13 protein-coding genes are annotated in these 14,638 nt (G+C 67.9%); 4 read left to right on the forward strand and 9 right to left on the reverse strand.

From position 1 onward, the window contains the following. The first annotated feature begins 17 nt into the window (after positions 1 to 17). Together ACFLIM_RS18010 and ACFLIM_RS18015 are read left to right on the forward strand one after the other, a co-directional pair. Entirely contained in the window at positions 18 to 569 is a 552-nt protein-coding gene (locus ACFLIM_RS18010) for a CGNR zinc finger domain-containing protein (RefSeq protein WP_393166745.1), read from the forward strand. Between the two features lie 213 nt (positions 570 to 782). Further along, positions 783 to 1,079: a hypothetical protein gene (locus ACFLIM_RS18015; protein WP_393166746.1), complete on the forward strand. Its 297-nt coding sequence runs from the start codon at positions 783 to 785 to the stop codon at positions 1,077 to 1,079. Positions 1,080 to 1,105: 26 nt separating this feature from the next. On the opposite strand, the gene ACFLIM_RS18020 is transcribed toward ACFLIM_RS18015, so the two are convergent. The 6 genes from ACFLIM_RS18020 to ACFLIM_RS18045 form a co-directional block, all read right to left on the reverse strand. Then, on the reverse strand, positions 1,106 to 2,104 hold the full coding sequence (locus tag ACFLIM_RS18020; RefSeq protein WP_393166749.1) for an ABC transporter ATP-binding protein: 999 nt from the start codon (positions 2,102 to 2,104) through the stop codon (positions 1,106 to 1,108). Continuing rightward, complete coding sequence (locus ACFLIM_RS18025) at positions 2,101 to 3,138, reverse strand: ABC transporter ATP-binding protein (RefSeq protein ID WP_393166750.1); 1,038 nt, start codon at positions 3,136 to 3,138, stop codon at positions 2,101 to 2,103. Before ACFLIM_RS18025 ends, ACFLIM_RS18020 begins: the two co-directional genes overlap by 4 nt. Continuing rightward, complete coding sequence (locus tag ACFLIM_RS18030) at positions 3,138 to 4,106, reverse strand: ABC transporter permease (protein WP_393166752.1); 969 nt, start codon at positions 4,104 to 4,106, stop codon at positions 3,138 to 3,140. Before ACFLIM_RS18030 ends, ACFLIM_RS18025 begins: the two co-directional genes overlap by 1 nt. Before the next feature lie 13 nt (positions 4,107 to 4,119). After that, positions 4,120 to 5,628 carry an ABC transporter permease gene (locus ACFLIM_RS18035; RefSeq protein ID WP_393166754.1) on the reverse strand — a complete coding sequence of 503 codons (1,509 nt, stop codon included), beginning with the start codon at positions 5,626 to 5,628 and terminating at the stop codon, positions 4,120 to 4,122. Between the two features lie 93 nt (positions 5,629 to 5,721). After that, positions 5,722 to 7,416: an ABC transporter family substrate-binding protein gene (locus ACFLIM_RS18040; RefSeq protein WP_393166756.1), complete on the reverse strand. Its 1,695-nt coding sequence runs from the start codon at positions 7,414 to 7,416 to the stop codon at positions 5,722 to 5,724. Positions 7,417 to 7,914: 498 nt separating this feature from the next. Further along, complete coding sequence (locus tag ACFLIM_RS18045; RefSeq protein WP_393166758.1) at positions 7,915 to 8,997, reverse strand: aldo/keto reductase; 1,083 nt, start codon at positions 8,995 to 8,997, stop codon at positions 7,915 to 7,917. Positions 8,998 to 9,132: 135 nt separating this feature from the next. Here ACFLIM_RS18045 and ACFLIM_RS18050 point away from each other — a divergent pair, with 135 nt between their 5' ends. Next, complete coding sequence (locus ACFLIM_RS18050; protein ID WP_393166761.1) at positions 9,133 to 10,065, forward strand: AraC family transcriptional regulator; 933 nt, start codon at positions 9,133 to 9,135, stop codon at positions 10,063 to 10,065. A 138-nt stretch (positions 10,066 to 10,203) separates the two neighbouring features. Here ACFLIM_RS18050 and ACFLIM_RS18055 read toward each other — a convergent pair whose 3' ends face one another. Then, positions 10,204 to 10,623: a hemerythrin domain-containing protein gene (locus tag ACFLIM_RS18055; protein ID WP_393166763.1), complete on the reverse strand. Its 420-nt coding sequence runs from the start codon at positions 10,621 to 10,623 to the stop codon at positions 10,204 to 10,206. A gap of 27 nt (positions 10,624 to 10,650) precedes the next feature. On the opposite strand from ACFLIM_RS18055, the gene ACFLIM_RS18060 reads away from it, so the two are divergent. Continuing rightward, positions 10,651 to 11,325, forward strand: a complete 675-nt coding sequence (locus tag ACFLIM_RS18060; protein WP_393166765.1) for a TetR/AcrR family transcriptional regulator — start codon at positions 10,651 to 10,653, stop codon at positions 11,323 to 11,325. A gap of 102 nt (positions 11,326 to 11,427) precedes the next feature. Here ACFLIM_RS18060 and ACFLIM_RS18065 read toward each other — a convergent pair whose 3' ends face one another. Both ACFLIM_RS18065 and ACFLIM_RS18070 read right to left on the reverse strand, forming a co-directional pair. Continuing rightward, positions 11,428 to 13,314, reverse strand: a complete 1,887-nt coding sequence (locus tag ACFLIM_RS18065) for an adenylyl cyclase (RefSeq protein ID WP_393166767.1) — start codon at positions 13,312 to 13,314, stop codon at positions 11,428 to 11,430. A gap of 361 nt (positions 13,315 to 13,675) precedes the next feature. Next, positions 13,676 to 14,605 (reverse strand): alpha/beta fold hydrolase, encoded by a 930-nt coding sequence (locus ACFLIM_RS18070; protein WP_393166768.1) that lies wholly within the window; start codon positions 14,603 to 14,605, stop codon positions 13,676 to 13,678. Between the last annotated feature and the right edge of the window lie 33 nt (positions 14,606 to 14,638).

Raw genomic sequence — 14,638 nt, forward strand, 5'->3', positions numbered from 1 at the left:
CCTGTCAAGATGGTGTCGTGAGCTTCGTCTTCGTCAGCGGCAACCTCGCCCTCGACTTCATCGGCACGCTCAAGTGGCGGCGCAGCGAACCGGAGGAGCTCCTCGCCACTCCCGCTGACCTCGGCCGATGGGCCGTCGAGGCCGGGGTGACGACCGAGGAGCCGGCCGTCGGCGCCGCCGACCTACGGCGGCTGCGTACGTTGCGGGAGGCCGTCTACCGCCTCGTGACCCAGGCCATGGAAGGCCGTCCCTGGCCCGAGGACGACCTGCGCATCGTCAACGAGGAGGCGGCCGGGGCGCCGCCGCGGGTGAGACTGACCTCCAAGGGGCTCGTTCGTTCCGGAGACGCGGGGGCGGTCGCCGCCGGCGTGGCCCATTCCGCGGCCGAGCTGCTCGGCGAGCTGGGCGAGCTGCGCATCCGGGAGTGCGCCCTGGAGGATTGCACGCGTATCTTCATCGACCGCTCCCGGGGCGGCAACCGCCAATGGTGCGGGATGGAGGAATGCGGCAACCGCGTCAAGGTGGCGAACTACCGCTCCCGCAAGAGCAGGGCCGCCGCCCGCAGCTGACGAGCACCGGCGATTCATCGCGTACGCAGCGACTCCAGCAGGCGGTCCAGCGCCGTCCTGGTGTCGGAGAGGCTCTCCGGCGAGGTGGCGACGAAGCGGTACCTGCGCTGTGGCGGCGAACGGCCAGACCCGGGGATCGAGGGCCGGCGCCATGGACCTATGGTGGAGGGAGAGGGGCCATCAAACCGAACAGGCGTTCGGGAGGAGGCTGCGATGAGGGAGCACTTCATCTGGGTGACGACGCGCCGCATCAAGCCGGGCACGTTGGAGGAGTTCGAAAGGGCATGGCGCCCGGACCCGTACCCGCAGGGCCTGCGCCACGCTTACGCGTACTGGTCCGAGGACGAGCAGGAGATCATCGGGGTGTCGTTCTGGGATACGAAGGAGGCCTGCGACTCCTGGCGAACCTCCGAGGCTGAGACCCGCCGACGTGAGGTCATGGCCCCTTACGTCATCGAGGAGCGGGAAGGCTTCTATCGCGGCCGCGAGCTCGCCGTCCCCGTACGGTAGCCGCGGGTCGGCCGGTCCCGCCCACCTCACACCACCTTGGTGTTCACCTCCGGGAAGTGGCACGCGGCAGGGTGTCCGGTTCCACGGTCGACCAGGGCGGGCTCCTCGGCGGCGCAGATCTCCTGGGCCTTCCAGCAGCGGGTGCGGAACCTGCACCCGCTCGGCGGATCCAGCGGGCTCGGCACCTCGCCGGTGAGGATGATCCGCTGCCTGCGGCGCTCCTCATCCGGATTGGCCGTCGGCGCCGCGGACAGCAGGGCCTGGGTGTAGGGGTGGACCGGCCGGTCGTAGACGTCGTCACGCGGCCCGGTCTCGACGATCTTGCCGAGGTACATCACCGCGACGCGGTCGGAGATGTGCCTGACCACCGAAAGGTCGTGCGCGATGAAGATGTATGACAGCCCGAACGCGTCCTGCAGATCTTCGAGCAGGTTGACCACTCCCGCCTGCACCGACACGTCCAGTGCCGACACCGGCTCGTCCAGCACGAGCAGCTTGGGCTCCAGTGCGAGTGCACGGGCGATGCCGACGCGCTGGCGCTGGCCGCCGGAGAACTCGTGCGGGTACCGGTTTCCGTGCTCGGGGTTGAGACCGACCAGTTCGAGCAGCTCGGACACCCTGGCCGGGCCGCCGTCCCGCCATCGGTCGTGGACCTTCAGCGGCTCCGCGATGATGTCGTTGACCGGAAGTTTCGGGTTGAGCGAGGCGTAGGGGTCCTGGAAAACGATCTGGATGTCCCGCCGTACCGCCCGCAACCGCCTGGCGGTCAAGGTCGTCAGCTCCATGCCTTCGAAGCGCACCGAGCCCGACGTGGGCTTGTGGAGCTGGAGGATGGCCCGGCCCGTGGTCGACTTGCCGCACCCCGACTCGCCTACCACGCCGAGGGTCTCGCCCGGGTCGACGTGCATGGAGACACCGCTCACCGCCTGGACGTGGCCCGCCACCTTGCGCAGGAACCCGGCGCCGTGCACGGGGAAGCTCATCACCAGGTCCTTCACCTCCAGCAGGTGCGCCTGCACGGTCATCTGACCCCCTCGCTCTCGGTACGGAAGAGCGCGGTGGGATCCGCCACCGCGGCCAGTTGGTCCCAGTGATGGCAGGCGGTGTAGTGCCCGCCTTCGCCGGCCTCCGCGAGGCCGGGCTCCTCGCTGTGGCACGCGCCGTCGGCCAGCGGGCAGCGCGGCGAGAACGGGCAGCCAGGAGGCAGGTTGATCAAGGACGGCGGAGCGCCCCCGATCGGACGCAGCCGCCCTCCGCCCGAGGTCTCCAGGGACGGCATCGAGCCGAGCAGCCCCGCGGTGTACGGCATGCGCGGCCGGTAGAAGATCGTGTCGGTGTCGCCGATCTCGACCGGCTTGCCGGCGTACATGACGAGCACCCGGTGCGCGATGCCCGCGACGACGCCGAGGTCATGCGTGATCAGCACGATCGCGGCGTTGACGGCGTCCTTGACCTCCAGGAGCTTCTCCAGGATCTGCGCCTGGACGGTCACGTCGAGAGCCGTGGTCGGCTCGTCGGCGATGATGACGTCCGGGTTGTTGATGACCGCCATGGCGATCATCGCGCGCTGCCGCATGCCGCCGGAGAACTCGTGCGGATAGCTGCGCAACCGCGCCTCGGCCTGCGGGATGCCGACCAGGTCGAGCATCTCCTTGGCCCGGGCGAGCGCCTGTTTCCGCGGCACGAGGCCGTGTGCGAGCACCGCCTCGGCGAGCTGGTCGCCGATCGGGTGCACGGGGTTCAGCGCCGACATCGGGTCCTGGAAGACCATGGCGATGTTGCGCCCGCGCAGGCCGCGCCGCCTGCGGGTGGACAGCGTCAGCAGGTCGTCGCCGCGGTACAGGATCCTGCCCCGTACGCGAGCGCCGCGAGGGAGCAGCCCCATCACGGCCAGGGACGAGACCGACTTGCCCGAGCCGGACTCGCCGACGATTCCGAGCACCTCCCGCTCGTGCAGCGAGTAGGAGACTCCGCGGACCGCGTGGACGACGCCGTCCTCGGTGGGGAACTCGACGGTCAGGTCTTGTACGCGGAGGATCTCGTCAGGGGGACTAATCATCAGGCACGCACCCGGGTCTGTCGAGGGTCGAACGCGTCGCGCAGGCCGTCGCCGATGAAGTTGACGGACAGCGCGATCGCGATGATGAAGACGCCCGGCCACCAGAACAGCCACGGGCGAGTGGTCATCGCGCTGCGGTAGGTGTCGATGAGCTGGCCGAGGGAGACATCGGGCGGTTGCACGCCGACACCGAGGAAGGACAGCGCCGATTCCAGCAGCACCGCGTTGGCGACGGCCAGGGTCGCGCTGACGATGATGACTCCGACCGTGTTCGGCAGGATGTGCCGGAAGATGATGCGGCCGGCCGAGGTTCCCAACGCTCGCGCCGCCTCGACGAACTCCTTCTCCCGCAGCGACAGGAACTCGCCGCGGATCAACCGGCCCAGCGTGGGCCAGGTCACCAGGCCGATGCAGATGGCCAGGATCACGATGCCCGAGTCGCCGAACGACCGCCCGACGATGGCCGCGATGATCAGGACCGGAATGGTGATCATCACGTCGGTGAGCCGCATGATGATCGATTCCGTCTTTTTCCTGAAATATCCGGCGAAGGCGCCTGCCAGCGTTCCGACCGTCGTGGCGACGAAGCCGACGATGAACGCGACGATGATCGACTGCTGGGTGCCGCGCATGGCCAGCGCGAAGTAGTCGATTCCGATGTTGTCCTGGCCGAACGGATGCTCACCCCAGCGGATGCCCGCGCCGCCGAGGAACTCCGGCACCAGGCTGAGCGTGGGCCTGCCCTGGTTGACCAGCGATCCGGTGGCCAGATAGGTCTTGTCCCACCAGCCGGGCACGGGCCCGAACCCGATGGAGGTGAACGCGAGCAGGACGACGGAGCCGAAGACCACCATGCCGGCGAGCGCCGCACGATGCCGGAAGAACCGGCGACGGACCATCTGACTCTGGGTACGTGCGACGACGGTCATGCCCTGCGCGGCCCCTGGAGCCTGCGCGCTGATCGTCATGAGTGGTTCTCCTTCATGACAGCCTGATCCGCGGGTCGAGGTAGGCGTAGACGATGTCGGCCAGCATGTTGAAGAGCACGATCGCGCTCCCGGAGACGATGAAGAACGCCATGACCGGAGCCGGATCCACCTGTTCGAGCCCCTTGAGGAACAGGCTCCCCATGCCCTGCCAGCCGAAGACGTTCTCGGTCACGATGGCACCGCCGATCACGCCCGCGAAGTCGAAGGCCATCAACGTGGTGATCGGGATCATCCCGTTACGGAAGGCGTGCTTGGTGACCACCGTGCGCTCGGGCAGTCCCTTGGCCCGTGCGGTGCGTACGTAGTCGAGATTCATCACCTCGAGCATGCTGGAGCGGCTGTAGCGCGTGTAGGTGGCCAGCGAGATCAGGATCAGCGCCATGGTCGGCAGCAGGAGGTGACCCGCCACGTCCAGGTTGGTCTGCCAGAAGTCGCCGGTGAAGTTCGGGGTGCTCGAACCGATCGTGGCGATCGGGCGGCCGCGGACCCGATCGCTGTAGGCGGCGAAACCGCGCAGCATCCGATCGAGGAAGATCAGCCCGCCGGTGATCAGGCCCGTCAGGACGGAGCCGATGACCGCCTGGCGGCGGAGCAGCCCGCCGAGGCCGTAGCCGAGTCCCACGCAGACGGCCACCGTCACGACCGCGAGGCCGAAGATCCCCAGCCAGCTCGGATCGGCGAGGACGGGATCCAGGACCTCGGACAGGAGCACGCCGATCCCCGCGGCCGAGAGGGCGGCATAGAGGGGGCCGCGATACCGCAGTCCGGAGATCAGCATGGTGACGCCGATCGCCGTGCCGCCCGCGAGGGCCGCCAGGGCGATGAGGCCGATGCCCGGGTCGGCGAACCAGCGAGTCGCCGAGAGCAGCGTCAGCGTCACGGCCGTGGCGGCGGCGCCGGCACCGAACGCGGCGAGCCGGACGCGTCGTTCGCCGACGACGAGCGCGGCCCAGATCAGCCCTCCGACCAGGGCCGCCGCACCGATGACGGCAGGAGAGATGGCGGGATCGCGCAGCCAGTCGTTGAACTCGATGGCGATGTACTGCTTGAGCATCACCGCGACCCAGAAGAGCGGGAGCGAGAAGCAGACGAAGGCGGCGAAGGTGACCGAGTAGTCGAAGGCGCTGTACTGCCGCAGCGCCGAGACGATGCCCACGATCACGCCGATGACGACCGCGAGCACGGTGGCGGCCACGACGAGCTGGAGCGTGGCCGACAGGGCGTGGCCGAGCAGCACGGCGACATCCTGGCCGTCGCGGTTGACGCCGAGGTCACCGCGGAACAGATGGCCGAGCCAGGTCAGGTACCTGAGCGGGAGGGGAACGTCGAGGTTCATCCGCTCGGTGCGGTCGGCGATCTTCCTTTCCCGGTCCGGACCCGGGAGCTCCCGGAGGTCCGCCAGCGGGTCGCCCGCGAGCGCCGTCAGCCCGTAGATGACCATGGTGGCCGCCAGGAGGACGAAGAAGGAGATGATCAGTCTTCGTGCGATGAAGGCGATCACTCGCTACCCCCCTTGGTTCATGAGTGGTCCTGGCGCGGAGCCGAGGACCCGCGGGTCCTCGGCTCGCGCTGGTGTTTCAGAGTGATCGGACGGCTACGATGCCAGGCTCCACTTGTCCATGTTCCAGGTCATCGACGACTGCGCCGGGTTCGGCACGATGCCCTGCAGCTTCTCGTCCCACGCGAGCATGTTCGGGTGGGCGAACAGCGGGATCGTGGCGAGGTCCGTCCAGAGGGCCTTCTCGATCTCGGCGATCATGGCGGGGTGCTTGGTCTTGTCGACCTCACCGTTGAGCTTCTTGATGAGCGCGTCGACTTCCTTGCTGGAGTAGCAACCGTTGTTGTTCTCCTTGCCGGCCTCGCTGCACTCCTTGGCCGTGGTGAACTCCGAGCTCCAGCCGCTGACCTCGGCCGAGCCGCTCCACGCGAACAACGCCACGTCATAGCTGTTCGTGGCCAGCGGACCGCCGGCCTCGAAGAACTTCTCGTCACCAACGTCAACGATCTTGAAGCCGGCCTTGCCGCAGGAGTCCGAGATCAGCTGCACTTCCTGGGTACGGCGCGGGTTGGGCAGGTTGTGGCCGATCTTCACTTCCATCCCGGCCTTGCCGGCCTTCTCCAGCAGCGCCTTGGCGCCCTCGATGTCGGGCTGGCCGTAGCTCTCCGAGCCGCTTCCCTGGGCGACGGTGGCATAGTCCGCCTCGAACGGCAGCTTGGTGCGAACCTGCAGCACCTGGGCCTGCGGCGCGAGCGGCTTGATCAGGTTGTCCACGATGAGCTGCCGGGGCACGCACTTGGCGAACGCCTCGCGCAGCGTCTTGTCCTTGAACGCGCTGGAGTCGAAGTTGAAGTCCAGGTGCTCGTAGGTGTACGCGTCGCCGGTCTTCACGGTGATGCCCTGCATGCCTTCGAGCTGGGCCAGCAGGTCGGGGTTGGGCTGCGGCTCGATCAGGTTGACCTCGCGGTTCTGCAGCGCCTGGGCCTGCTCCTCCTGCGAGATGACCCGCATGACGATGGTCGGGGTCGCGGGCTTGGGGCCCCACCACTTGTCGTTGGCGGTGAGGGTCAGCGACTGGCCTGCCTCCATGGCGGAGATCTTGTAGGGGCCGGAGGCGGGGAAGAGAGACAGGTCCTTGATGCCGCCCTCGATGACCCAGCCCTCGTTGTAGAACTTGATCACCCCCTCGAGCTTCTTGGCGTCCTCCGCCTGCACCGCGGCGATGAAGTCCGCCTCACTCATGCCCGCGGCCTTGTAGGCCACGTGGGCGGGCAGCAGGTCCGCGGCGCCCGGGCCGTTGCTCTCCCAGTCGGCGAACGGCTCCGAGTACTCGAAGGTGAACTTCTTGTCGCCCGCCTTGCAGTCCGGGGCCTTGGTGAGCTCGACGCCGCTGCTGCCGTCGATCTGGAAGCCCTTGACCTTGCCGGACTTGGCCGCCCAGAACAGCAGGGCGTCGTCACAGTCGATGGGGGTGCCGTCGGACCAGACGGCACTGGCGTTGAACTCGTAGTTCACGGTCAGCGGATCGTCGGAGGACTTCGTGTACGTACCGAAGTCCTTGTCCGGAGTCACCACGCCGTTCTCGCCGTAGTACCAGAAGCCGGCCAGCACCCGCTGCATGGCCGTGCTGTTGACGAGGTTGTTCACCGCGGTGCTGTTGTAGGAGTTGAACTCCTGCTCGCCGGCGTAGGTGATGGTCTGCGCCGCACCGGCCGACGCCGACGCCGAGGGTTTGCTCGCCTCGTCGCTGCTCTGCCCGCAGGCGGACAGCAGAAGCGCGCCTCCTGCCACCGCCGTGAGGAATCTCCCAAGTCTCCGCCTATGGGCCACGACAGCTCTCCTTTGTCCGAACTAACGTCAGCGCTGCTAGTTAGTGCGTAACAGGATCATTGACCCATGTTTCGGACAAATAGCCAAGTCCATAATGTTGCAGATTTGTGATCTGTAGCTGCCCGATCTGTAATCCTGCGTTAGCGAAATCAGCAGGTCGAAGGCCCCCGTAGACAGGAGGGGGTGGTCTGTGCGAGGGTTTTGCGCGACAGCCGTCGGGCGACCGAAACCCGGAGGGTGCGCTTTTGTGCCCTGAAAACGGCTGCTGCGAAAAACGGCCTTTTGCACCTTCGATAAGGCGGCCTTCCCGCCATGTGTCAATGCGATCAGGCATTTACGAGTTTGGCGAGCCTTTCCCCTCCGTTCACTGATGCCAGCGCACGCCCACCCGAGGTCCGTGCGTACCCCCTTCAAAACGCCACCGGCCGGCAGGAGTTGCACTGTGCGCGGCGCGGACACTCAGTAGCGGACGGGGCTCTGCACCAGCGGCGGGTAGACGGTCGATGGTTCGCCGTCCACCGTGGCTCCGGCGAACTGCAACATCGCACGCAACGCGCCGTGCATCGGTGCCGGGTAGTTCAGGGTCGGGGCCGACACCTCATCCAGGACCCGGAGGTGCTCCGGGCTGAGGGTCACTTCCAGGGCGGTGAGGTTGTCCTGGAGATGTTCCACGCGCCTGGCGCCGAGGATGGGCACGACGGTGCCCGCACGGGCGAGCAGCCAGGCCAGCGCCACCGCCGCGGACGTGGTCCCGAGCTCGCCGGCGACCGCGGCGACGGCGTCGATGACCGTGAACTCGTCCTCGCTGGGGCCGCCGACGAAGGCCGTGCGGGCGGAGTCGGTGACCTGGGTGTCGCGCCGGTACTTACCTGACAGGAAACCGTTCTTCAGCGGGCTCCAGGGAACCAGCGCCATGCCCTGGTCGAGCGCGAGTGGCGCGAGTTCGCCCTCGACGGTGCGGGCCAGCAGCGAGTACTCGACCTGCAGCGCGATCAGCGGCGTCCAGCCCTTCAGCAGCGCCGTCGTCTGGGCCTGTGCGGTGACCCAGCCCGGGGTGTTGGAGAACCCGATGTAGCGGATCTTTCCGGCCCGGACCAGGTCGTCGAGGGTGCGCAACGTCTCCTCGATCGGAGTGTGCCGGTCCCAGTTGTGCAGCCAGTACAGGTCTACGTAGTCGGTGCGCAGGCGGCGCAGGGTCTCGTCGAGCTGGGCAATGATCGAAGAGCGGCCCGCACCGCCGCCGTTGGGGTCGCAGGGGAAGAGGTTGGCGAAGAATTTCGAGGCCAGCACCACCCGCTCACGCCGGCCGGGGTGGGCGGCGAACCAGTCCCCGAGGATCTTCTCGGAGTGGCCGTTGGTGTAGAAGTTGGCGGTGTCGATGAAGTTCCCACCCAGATCGAGGTAGGTCGCCAAGATCTTCTCCGACTCCTCGACGCTGCACCCAGCACCCCCCGGATCCTCCCCGAAGGTCATGGCGCCGAGCGCGAACGGGCTGACCCGCAGCCCCGACCTGCCGAGGGTGACGTAGTGATCAAGCGGCATGAACGCCTCCTGTGTGTCGGAATGTCCCCACCATGCAAGCGCGATCGGCGTGGTCGGCGGTAGACCGATCCGCGCCGGGGGTTGCACAATCCTCTCGATTTCGCCTGGATCGGGCTTGCCTCAGCGAGTTCGCGGATGCTTCCGTGGAGTGTGCGCACCACCTCCCAGTACCTCCAGGAGCTTCGCGGCCTGATCGCTGCCCATGCCCGAGCGGACCTGCGGACGTCGATCGGCACGCTGCTGTTGTCGCAGGTGCAGACGTCGATGCCGGACCATTCATTGACCGAGCCGCTGCTGGTCGTCATGGCCCAGGGCGGCAAACGCCTCCTGCTCGGCGACCGGGTGTACGAGTACCGGGCGGGGCAGTGTCTCGTGGTCACCGCCGACCTGCCCGTCACCGGTCACTTCATCGACGCCACCCCACAGACCCCGTCACTGGCCATGGGGCTGGTGCTGCGCCCTGCCGCCATCGCCCCGCTACTGCTGGAGGCCCCGGTCGCGCGGTGGTCCCGCACCACGACCGGGCTGCCCGCGATCGCGACCGGCGAGGCCGGCCCCGCGTTGCTCGACGCCGTGACACGGTTTGTGCGCCTGCTCGACCACCCCACCGACGCGCCCGTGCTCGCCCCGCTGGTCGAGCGGGAGATCCTCTGGCGATTGCTCACCGGCTCGTACGGCGGCATGCTCCGCCAGATCGGCCTGGCCGACAGCAGCCTGACTCACGTCAACCGGGTGATCAGCTGGATCCGCGACAACTACGCCGAACCGATGCGGATCGAGGAGCTCGCCCGGCTGGCCGGCATGAGCCCGTCCGCGTTCCACCGGCACTTCCGCGCGGTCACCGCGATGAGCCCGTTGCAGTTCCAGAAACGCATCCGGCTCCAAGAAGCCCGCACGCTGCTGATCGCCCGTCCCGACGACGTCGCCGGCGTCGGACATCTCGTCGGCTACGACAGCCCCTCACAGTTCAACCGCGAATACCGACGCCTCTTCGGTGCCCCACCCGGCCAGGACGCGGCGCGCCTGCGCGCGGCCGCCGACCCGTACAGCATCCGCCACCTGCCCTGAGGCGCGTTGAAAACGGGGATGGCCCTACCCGGCCGGGGAGCTGGGATCGCGTGCGGCCCGCGCTCGAAGAGGCAGGACATCAGGCCCGCCGAAGGTCCAGGCCATGCGCCGCCGGCAGCGATGGTCTCCCGGCGCGCGTCAGCCGGCCGCGTTCAACATGTCGAAGGTGGCCTGCGCATGCTCGCGCAGGGCCGTGCGCACGGGCGCGGGCATGTCGCCGAGGATGATCTCTACTTCCTCCGGGGTGCCCACCTGCTCCAGGAAACCCACCAGGAGGTGCATTCCCACCGGGGGCGTCGTCGCGATGACCCGCTGGGAGAAGTCCGCCCAGGCGTCCTCGGAGACATGATCACGCAGGGCTGGGAAGAGGGCCGGTTCCTCGTGTTCCAGATGTAGATGGACCAGGTCGCGTACGGCGATCGCCGCTTCGATGAGCGCGACGCGTTCGCCGTCTATCGGAGCCGCGGCAAGCGCATCGAGTGCCGCGTCCAGCCGGTCGTGCTCATCGCTGAGGCCGCCGAGCGGGTCAACGGCCTCAGGGGCTTTGGCGAGGATCATCGGCCAGAGGATGTCGTCCTCCGACTCGTGGTGGTGGTGCAGGTGCGCGACGAGGAAGTCGCGGACGCGGCGCTCTCCACACGCGCGGCGATCCTGGAGAGCGCACGCAGACTGTTCCTCGCCGACGGCTACGCCGACGTGACCGTCGCGGACATCGCCTCGGCGGCGCGGGTGGCCGTCCAGACCGTGTACGCCAGCACCGGCGGCAAGGCGGCGATTCTGTCGGCCCTGGTGGCTCCGGCGGTCGAGGACCCCTCCGTCGAGCAGACCCTCACCGCGATCACGCGGACAGAAGACCCGCGCGCGGTCATCGCGATCACCGCGGCCGGCACCCGGCAGGCGCATGAGCGGCACTGGGAAACCAACTGGGGCCTGATCCACCGCAACCTTGCGGAGCCTTCCGCCGCGGCCGTCATGGAGGCGATCACAGCGGCCTACGTCGGCGCACTCACGGCAGTGGCCGACCGGCTTACGGTCCTGAACGCGCTGAGACCCGAGCTGGACCACGCCGGCGCCTTCGACCTGCTCTGGTTCTTTCTCGGCGAGTCCGCCTGGATGACCCTCGTGGGGGAGCGAGGCTGGGACTTCGACCGGGCCGAGGCCTGGATGGCCGGTGCAGCCCAGCAGGCCCTGCTGCATACGCCTTTCGTCCCATCGGTCGACTGCCGCTGTTCGGGCCGCTCGTCCGAGTCCGCGACGTAGGACGCGTCAGGACAGTGAAGTGCCTGTCATCCACACCCCACAGGTCCAAAGCGTGCCGGTGGGCCGGGGCACGGAGACTCCGGCCCACCAGGACAGGCGGCCCTACGGGGCCGGGTACTCCGCGACGTACACCGGCGCACCGACCTTGGTCGTGTCGGCCGCATCGCCCACGCCGTTGACGACGTGGTCGATCGTTCCGGCGCTGAGGTTGACGGTCATGATGTGGTGCAGCTTGACGCCCGGGGTCTCCGGAACCTCGAAGCCGTTCTCGGTGTGGATCTGCGGGTTGTTCTGGTTGAAGACGTAGACACCAGCGCCGTAGAGGCTGTGCGTCTTCACGTGGTTGCCGACCTTGTAGCCGGCCCAGCCCTCGACGTCGCCGTTCATCCAGTCGGCCTGGGTCGGCGGGTCGTACGGCAGCTCGTTCTGGTACAGGATCGTCGTGCCGTCGTCGCCGTTCCAGACGGTGTTGTACTGCTGGAAGTGCTCGACGAACAGGCCGGTCGCGGTCACGTGGTCGCCGTTGATGACGGCGCCGGTGCGGCCGGTGTTGGTGTTCCAGCGCTGGGTGTCGGTGAAGCCCTCGACGCCGTGGTCGGCGCGCCACACCCAGGTGTGGTCGATGAGCACGTTGTCGCTGTTCACCTCGAGCGCGATGTCGGTCTTACCGACGTGCGGTCCGCCGACGCGGAAGTACACGTCGGACAGAGTGGTGGGGTTGTTCGCCGAGCTCCGGCGCTCCCCGTGCTTCTTGCCCACCCTCAGCAGAACCGGCGACGTCTTGAGACCCGCGTCGATGGTCACGCCTGCGACGACGACGCCGGGGACGTCGGCGACGTCGAGCGGGGTCGAGCCGTGGACGGCGGTGAGGGTGGCGTGCCCGAGACCGAGGACGACCGTGTTCGGGCGCTTGACCTCGATGCTCCGCGCGATGTCGTACACGCCGGGCGTGAGCAGCAGGTTCTTGCCGCGTGCGAGCTGGTTGTTGATGACCTGCACCGAATCCGACGGCTTCGCGATGAAGAAGTCGGTGATCGGCAGCGTACGGCCCGGCGTCATGCCGGTGGCCCACGAGATGCCACGCGTGCCTTTCCGGGCGGCTGGCACGCGGACGTTGTACCTGCCCTGCGCGTCGGCGTACAGGTAGGGCTTCTCGCGGCTGACGGGAGTGGCGTCGAGGGTGGTGTACGGCGGACTCGGGAACCCGGCCTCGTCCGGTGCGCCGACGACGCCCGAGAAGACCTGGTTCCACACGCCGTTCGACCAACCGGCGACCTCGCTGTTGCGGGTCAGCCACTGCTGTTGCGATCCGTTCGTGACGGACGGCAGCTTGGAGTCGGCGATGAAGCCCCCGCTGGCGAACTGCGGGCCGGCGGTGCAGTAGTCCATCAGCGACAGGTTGCCGCCGCTGATGTTGAGACGGCGCAGGGACACCGCCTGGGAGACGGCCCAGAAGTTCGCCGACGCCCGGCAGCCGTCCTGGCCGGCCGCGTTGACGTTGATCGACAGGTTGGACAGGGTGCGCCAGAAGTTGACGAGTGCGAGGCAGTTGCTGGTCCCGCCGTCCGCCAGGCAGCGGTTGTAGACCTCGACCTTGCCGTTGATGACGACGTCGGTGGGCGAGGCGCCCAGGCCGGCGATCTCGGTGTAGTAGCCGACCTTGATCTGGAGCGGGTGCTCCGCGGTGCCGTACGTGCCGGGCTTGAAGAGGTAGGCGTGGCGCGTGCTGCCCATCTCGTTGTCGACCTGAGCGGCATGCGCCGCGTCGAGGGTCGCCTGGATTTCGCTGACCGGCATGCTCGGATCGAAGACGGTGACGTTCGGCCCGAGATCAGGGGCGCCGGGGGCCGGCGACGCGGCGGTCGCGGCCGTTCCCGCCGTCATGACGGCGGTCGCCAGCACGAGACCGAACGTGAACGCCCGGCCGATCTGTAAGCGGCCGAGGCGCCGCCTCGTGAGACTCCCGTTGCCGGAAGGCTGGGTCGTCATACGGTTCGTCCTTTCCGCTGCAGGTGCAGCGCTCCACGGACAGAGGACATCGGGGTGGATGCGACCCTTCGACGGGCAGCCGGAGACCACTGCACCCTGAGAGAGCGCTCTCTCGCGGTGCGAGGCTTGTATCAAGGTTTGAAGGATGTTTCGGACGTTTCTATCGCGTGACCGGTCGAATCACAAGTGCACGGACTGCGTCTGCTGGTAGCCGGTCGTGTCGGGCGATGTCTCCCCGCAGAAATCGGGGTTGGCCGGAAGCACGGTACGCCGCGGGCAACCTGGCCGCACTCAACCAGGAGCTCACCTCAGTCTTCGGTCCGCGGCTGTCCGCGACGCGTGTACGGACCGCCGCCGGTCGTCAGAATCGGTCGACGTCGACGACGGCCTGGGCGAACTCCTCCGGCGCCTCCTGTGGCACGTTGTGGCCGATGCCCTTCAGCGTCCGGTGCGTATAGGGGCCCAGGAACCGGTCCCGGTACGACGACCCGTCCCCAGGGGCAGGTGTGAAGGGATCCAGTTCGGCGTCGAGGGTGACGGTCGGTAGCGCGATCTTGGGCCGGTCGGCGAGCCGGTCCTCGAGCCGGTCGTAGCGCGGGTCGCCCTTGGCCAGGCCCAGCCGCCAGCGGTAGTTGTGGATGACGATGGGGACCCAGTCCGGATTCTTGAAGGATGCGGCGGTGCGCTCGAACGTGGCGTCGTCGAAGGCCCAGGTCGGGGAGACGTTCTCCCAGATGAGCCTCGCGAAGTCGGGGCCGTACTCCTTGAGTCCTGCCACACCACGGTCCGTGGCGAAGTAGTACTGGTACCACCAGGCCAGCTCGGCCTTCGGCGGCAACGGCGTCTTCTGGGCCTCCCGGTTGGTGATCAGATAACCGCTCACCGAAACCAGGGCCTTGCAGCGGTCCGGCCAGAGAGCCGCGATGATGTCGGCCGTTCGCGATCCCCAGTCGAAACCGGCGAGGATCGCCTTGCGGATCTTCAGGGCGTCCATCAACGCGATGACATCGAGAGCGACCACCGACTGCTGGGCGTTCCTGAATGCCTTGTCCGACAGGAAGCGCGTCGTGCCGTGACCGCGCAGGTACGGGACGATCACCCGGTAGCCGGCGCCCGCCAGCAGCGGCGCCACGTCGATGTAGCTGTGAATGTCGTACGGAAAGCCGTGCAGGAGGATGACCACGGGACCGTCAGCGGGACCGTCCTCGGCGTAACCGATGTCCAGGACGCCGGCTTTGGTGTGCTTGAGCGATGCGAAGGCCGTGTGCGTCCCCGGCTTGACGGTCGGCAAAGCCGATGGCTTCTCACCTCCTGGTGCGGCCGC

This window comes from Nonomuraea marmarensis, from assembly GCF_043197025.1.
Lineage (GTDB): Bacteria > Actinomycetota > Actinomycetes > Streptosporangiales > Streptosporangiaceae > Nonomuraea > Nonomuraea marmarensis.

Excerpts from the sequence above, each read along its gene's own strand:
- ACFLIM_RS18045 (WP_393166758.1), bottom strand. The coding sequence starts at position 8,997 with ATGCCGCTTGATCACTACGTCACCCTCGGCAGGTCGGGGCTGCGGGTC.
- ACFLIM_RS18055 (WP_393166763.1), bottom strand. The coding sequence starts at position 10,623 with ATGATCCTCGCCAAAGCCCCTGAGGCCGTTGACCCGCTCGGCGGCCTC.
- ACFLIM_RS18020 (WP_393166749.1), bottom strand. The coding sequence starts at position 2,104 with ATGACCGTGCAGGCGCACCTGCTGGAGGTGAAGGACCTGGTGATGAGC.
- ACFLIM_RS18025 (WP_393166750.1), bottom strand. The coding sequence starts at position 3,138 with ATGATTAGTCCCCCTGACGAGATCCTCCGCGTACAAGACCTGACCGTC.
- ACFLIM_RS18030 (WP_393166752.1), bottom strand. The coding sequence starts at position 4,106 with ATGACGATCAGCGCGCAGGCTCCAGGGGCCGCGCAGGGCATGACCGTC.
- ACFLIM_RS18050 (WP_393166761.1), top strand. The coding sequence starts at position 9,133 with ATGCTTCCGTGGAGTGTGCGCACCACCTCCCAGTACCTCCAGGAGCTT.
- ACFLIM_RS18065 (WP_393166767.1), bottom strand. The coding sequence starts at position 13,314 with ATGACGACCCAGCCTTCCGGCAACGGGAGTCTCACGAGGCGGCGCCTC.
- ACFLIM_RS18015 (WP_393166746.1), top strand. The coding sequence starts at position 783 with ATGAGGGAGCACTTCATCTGGGTGACGACGCGCCGCATCAAGCCGGGC.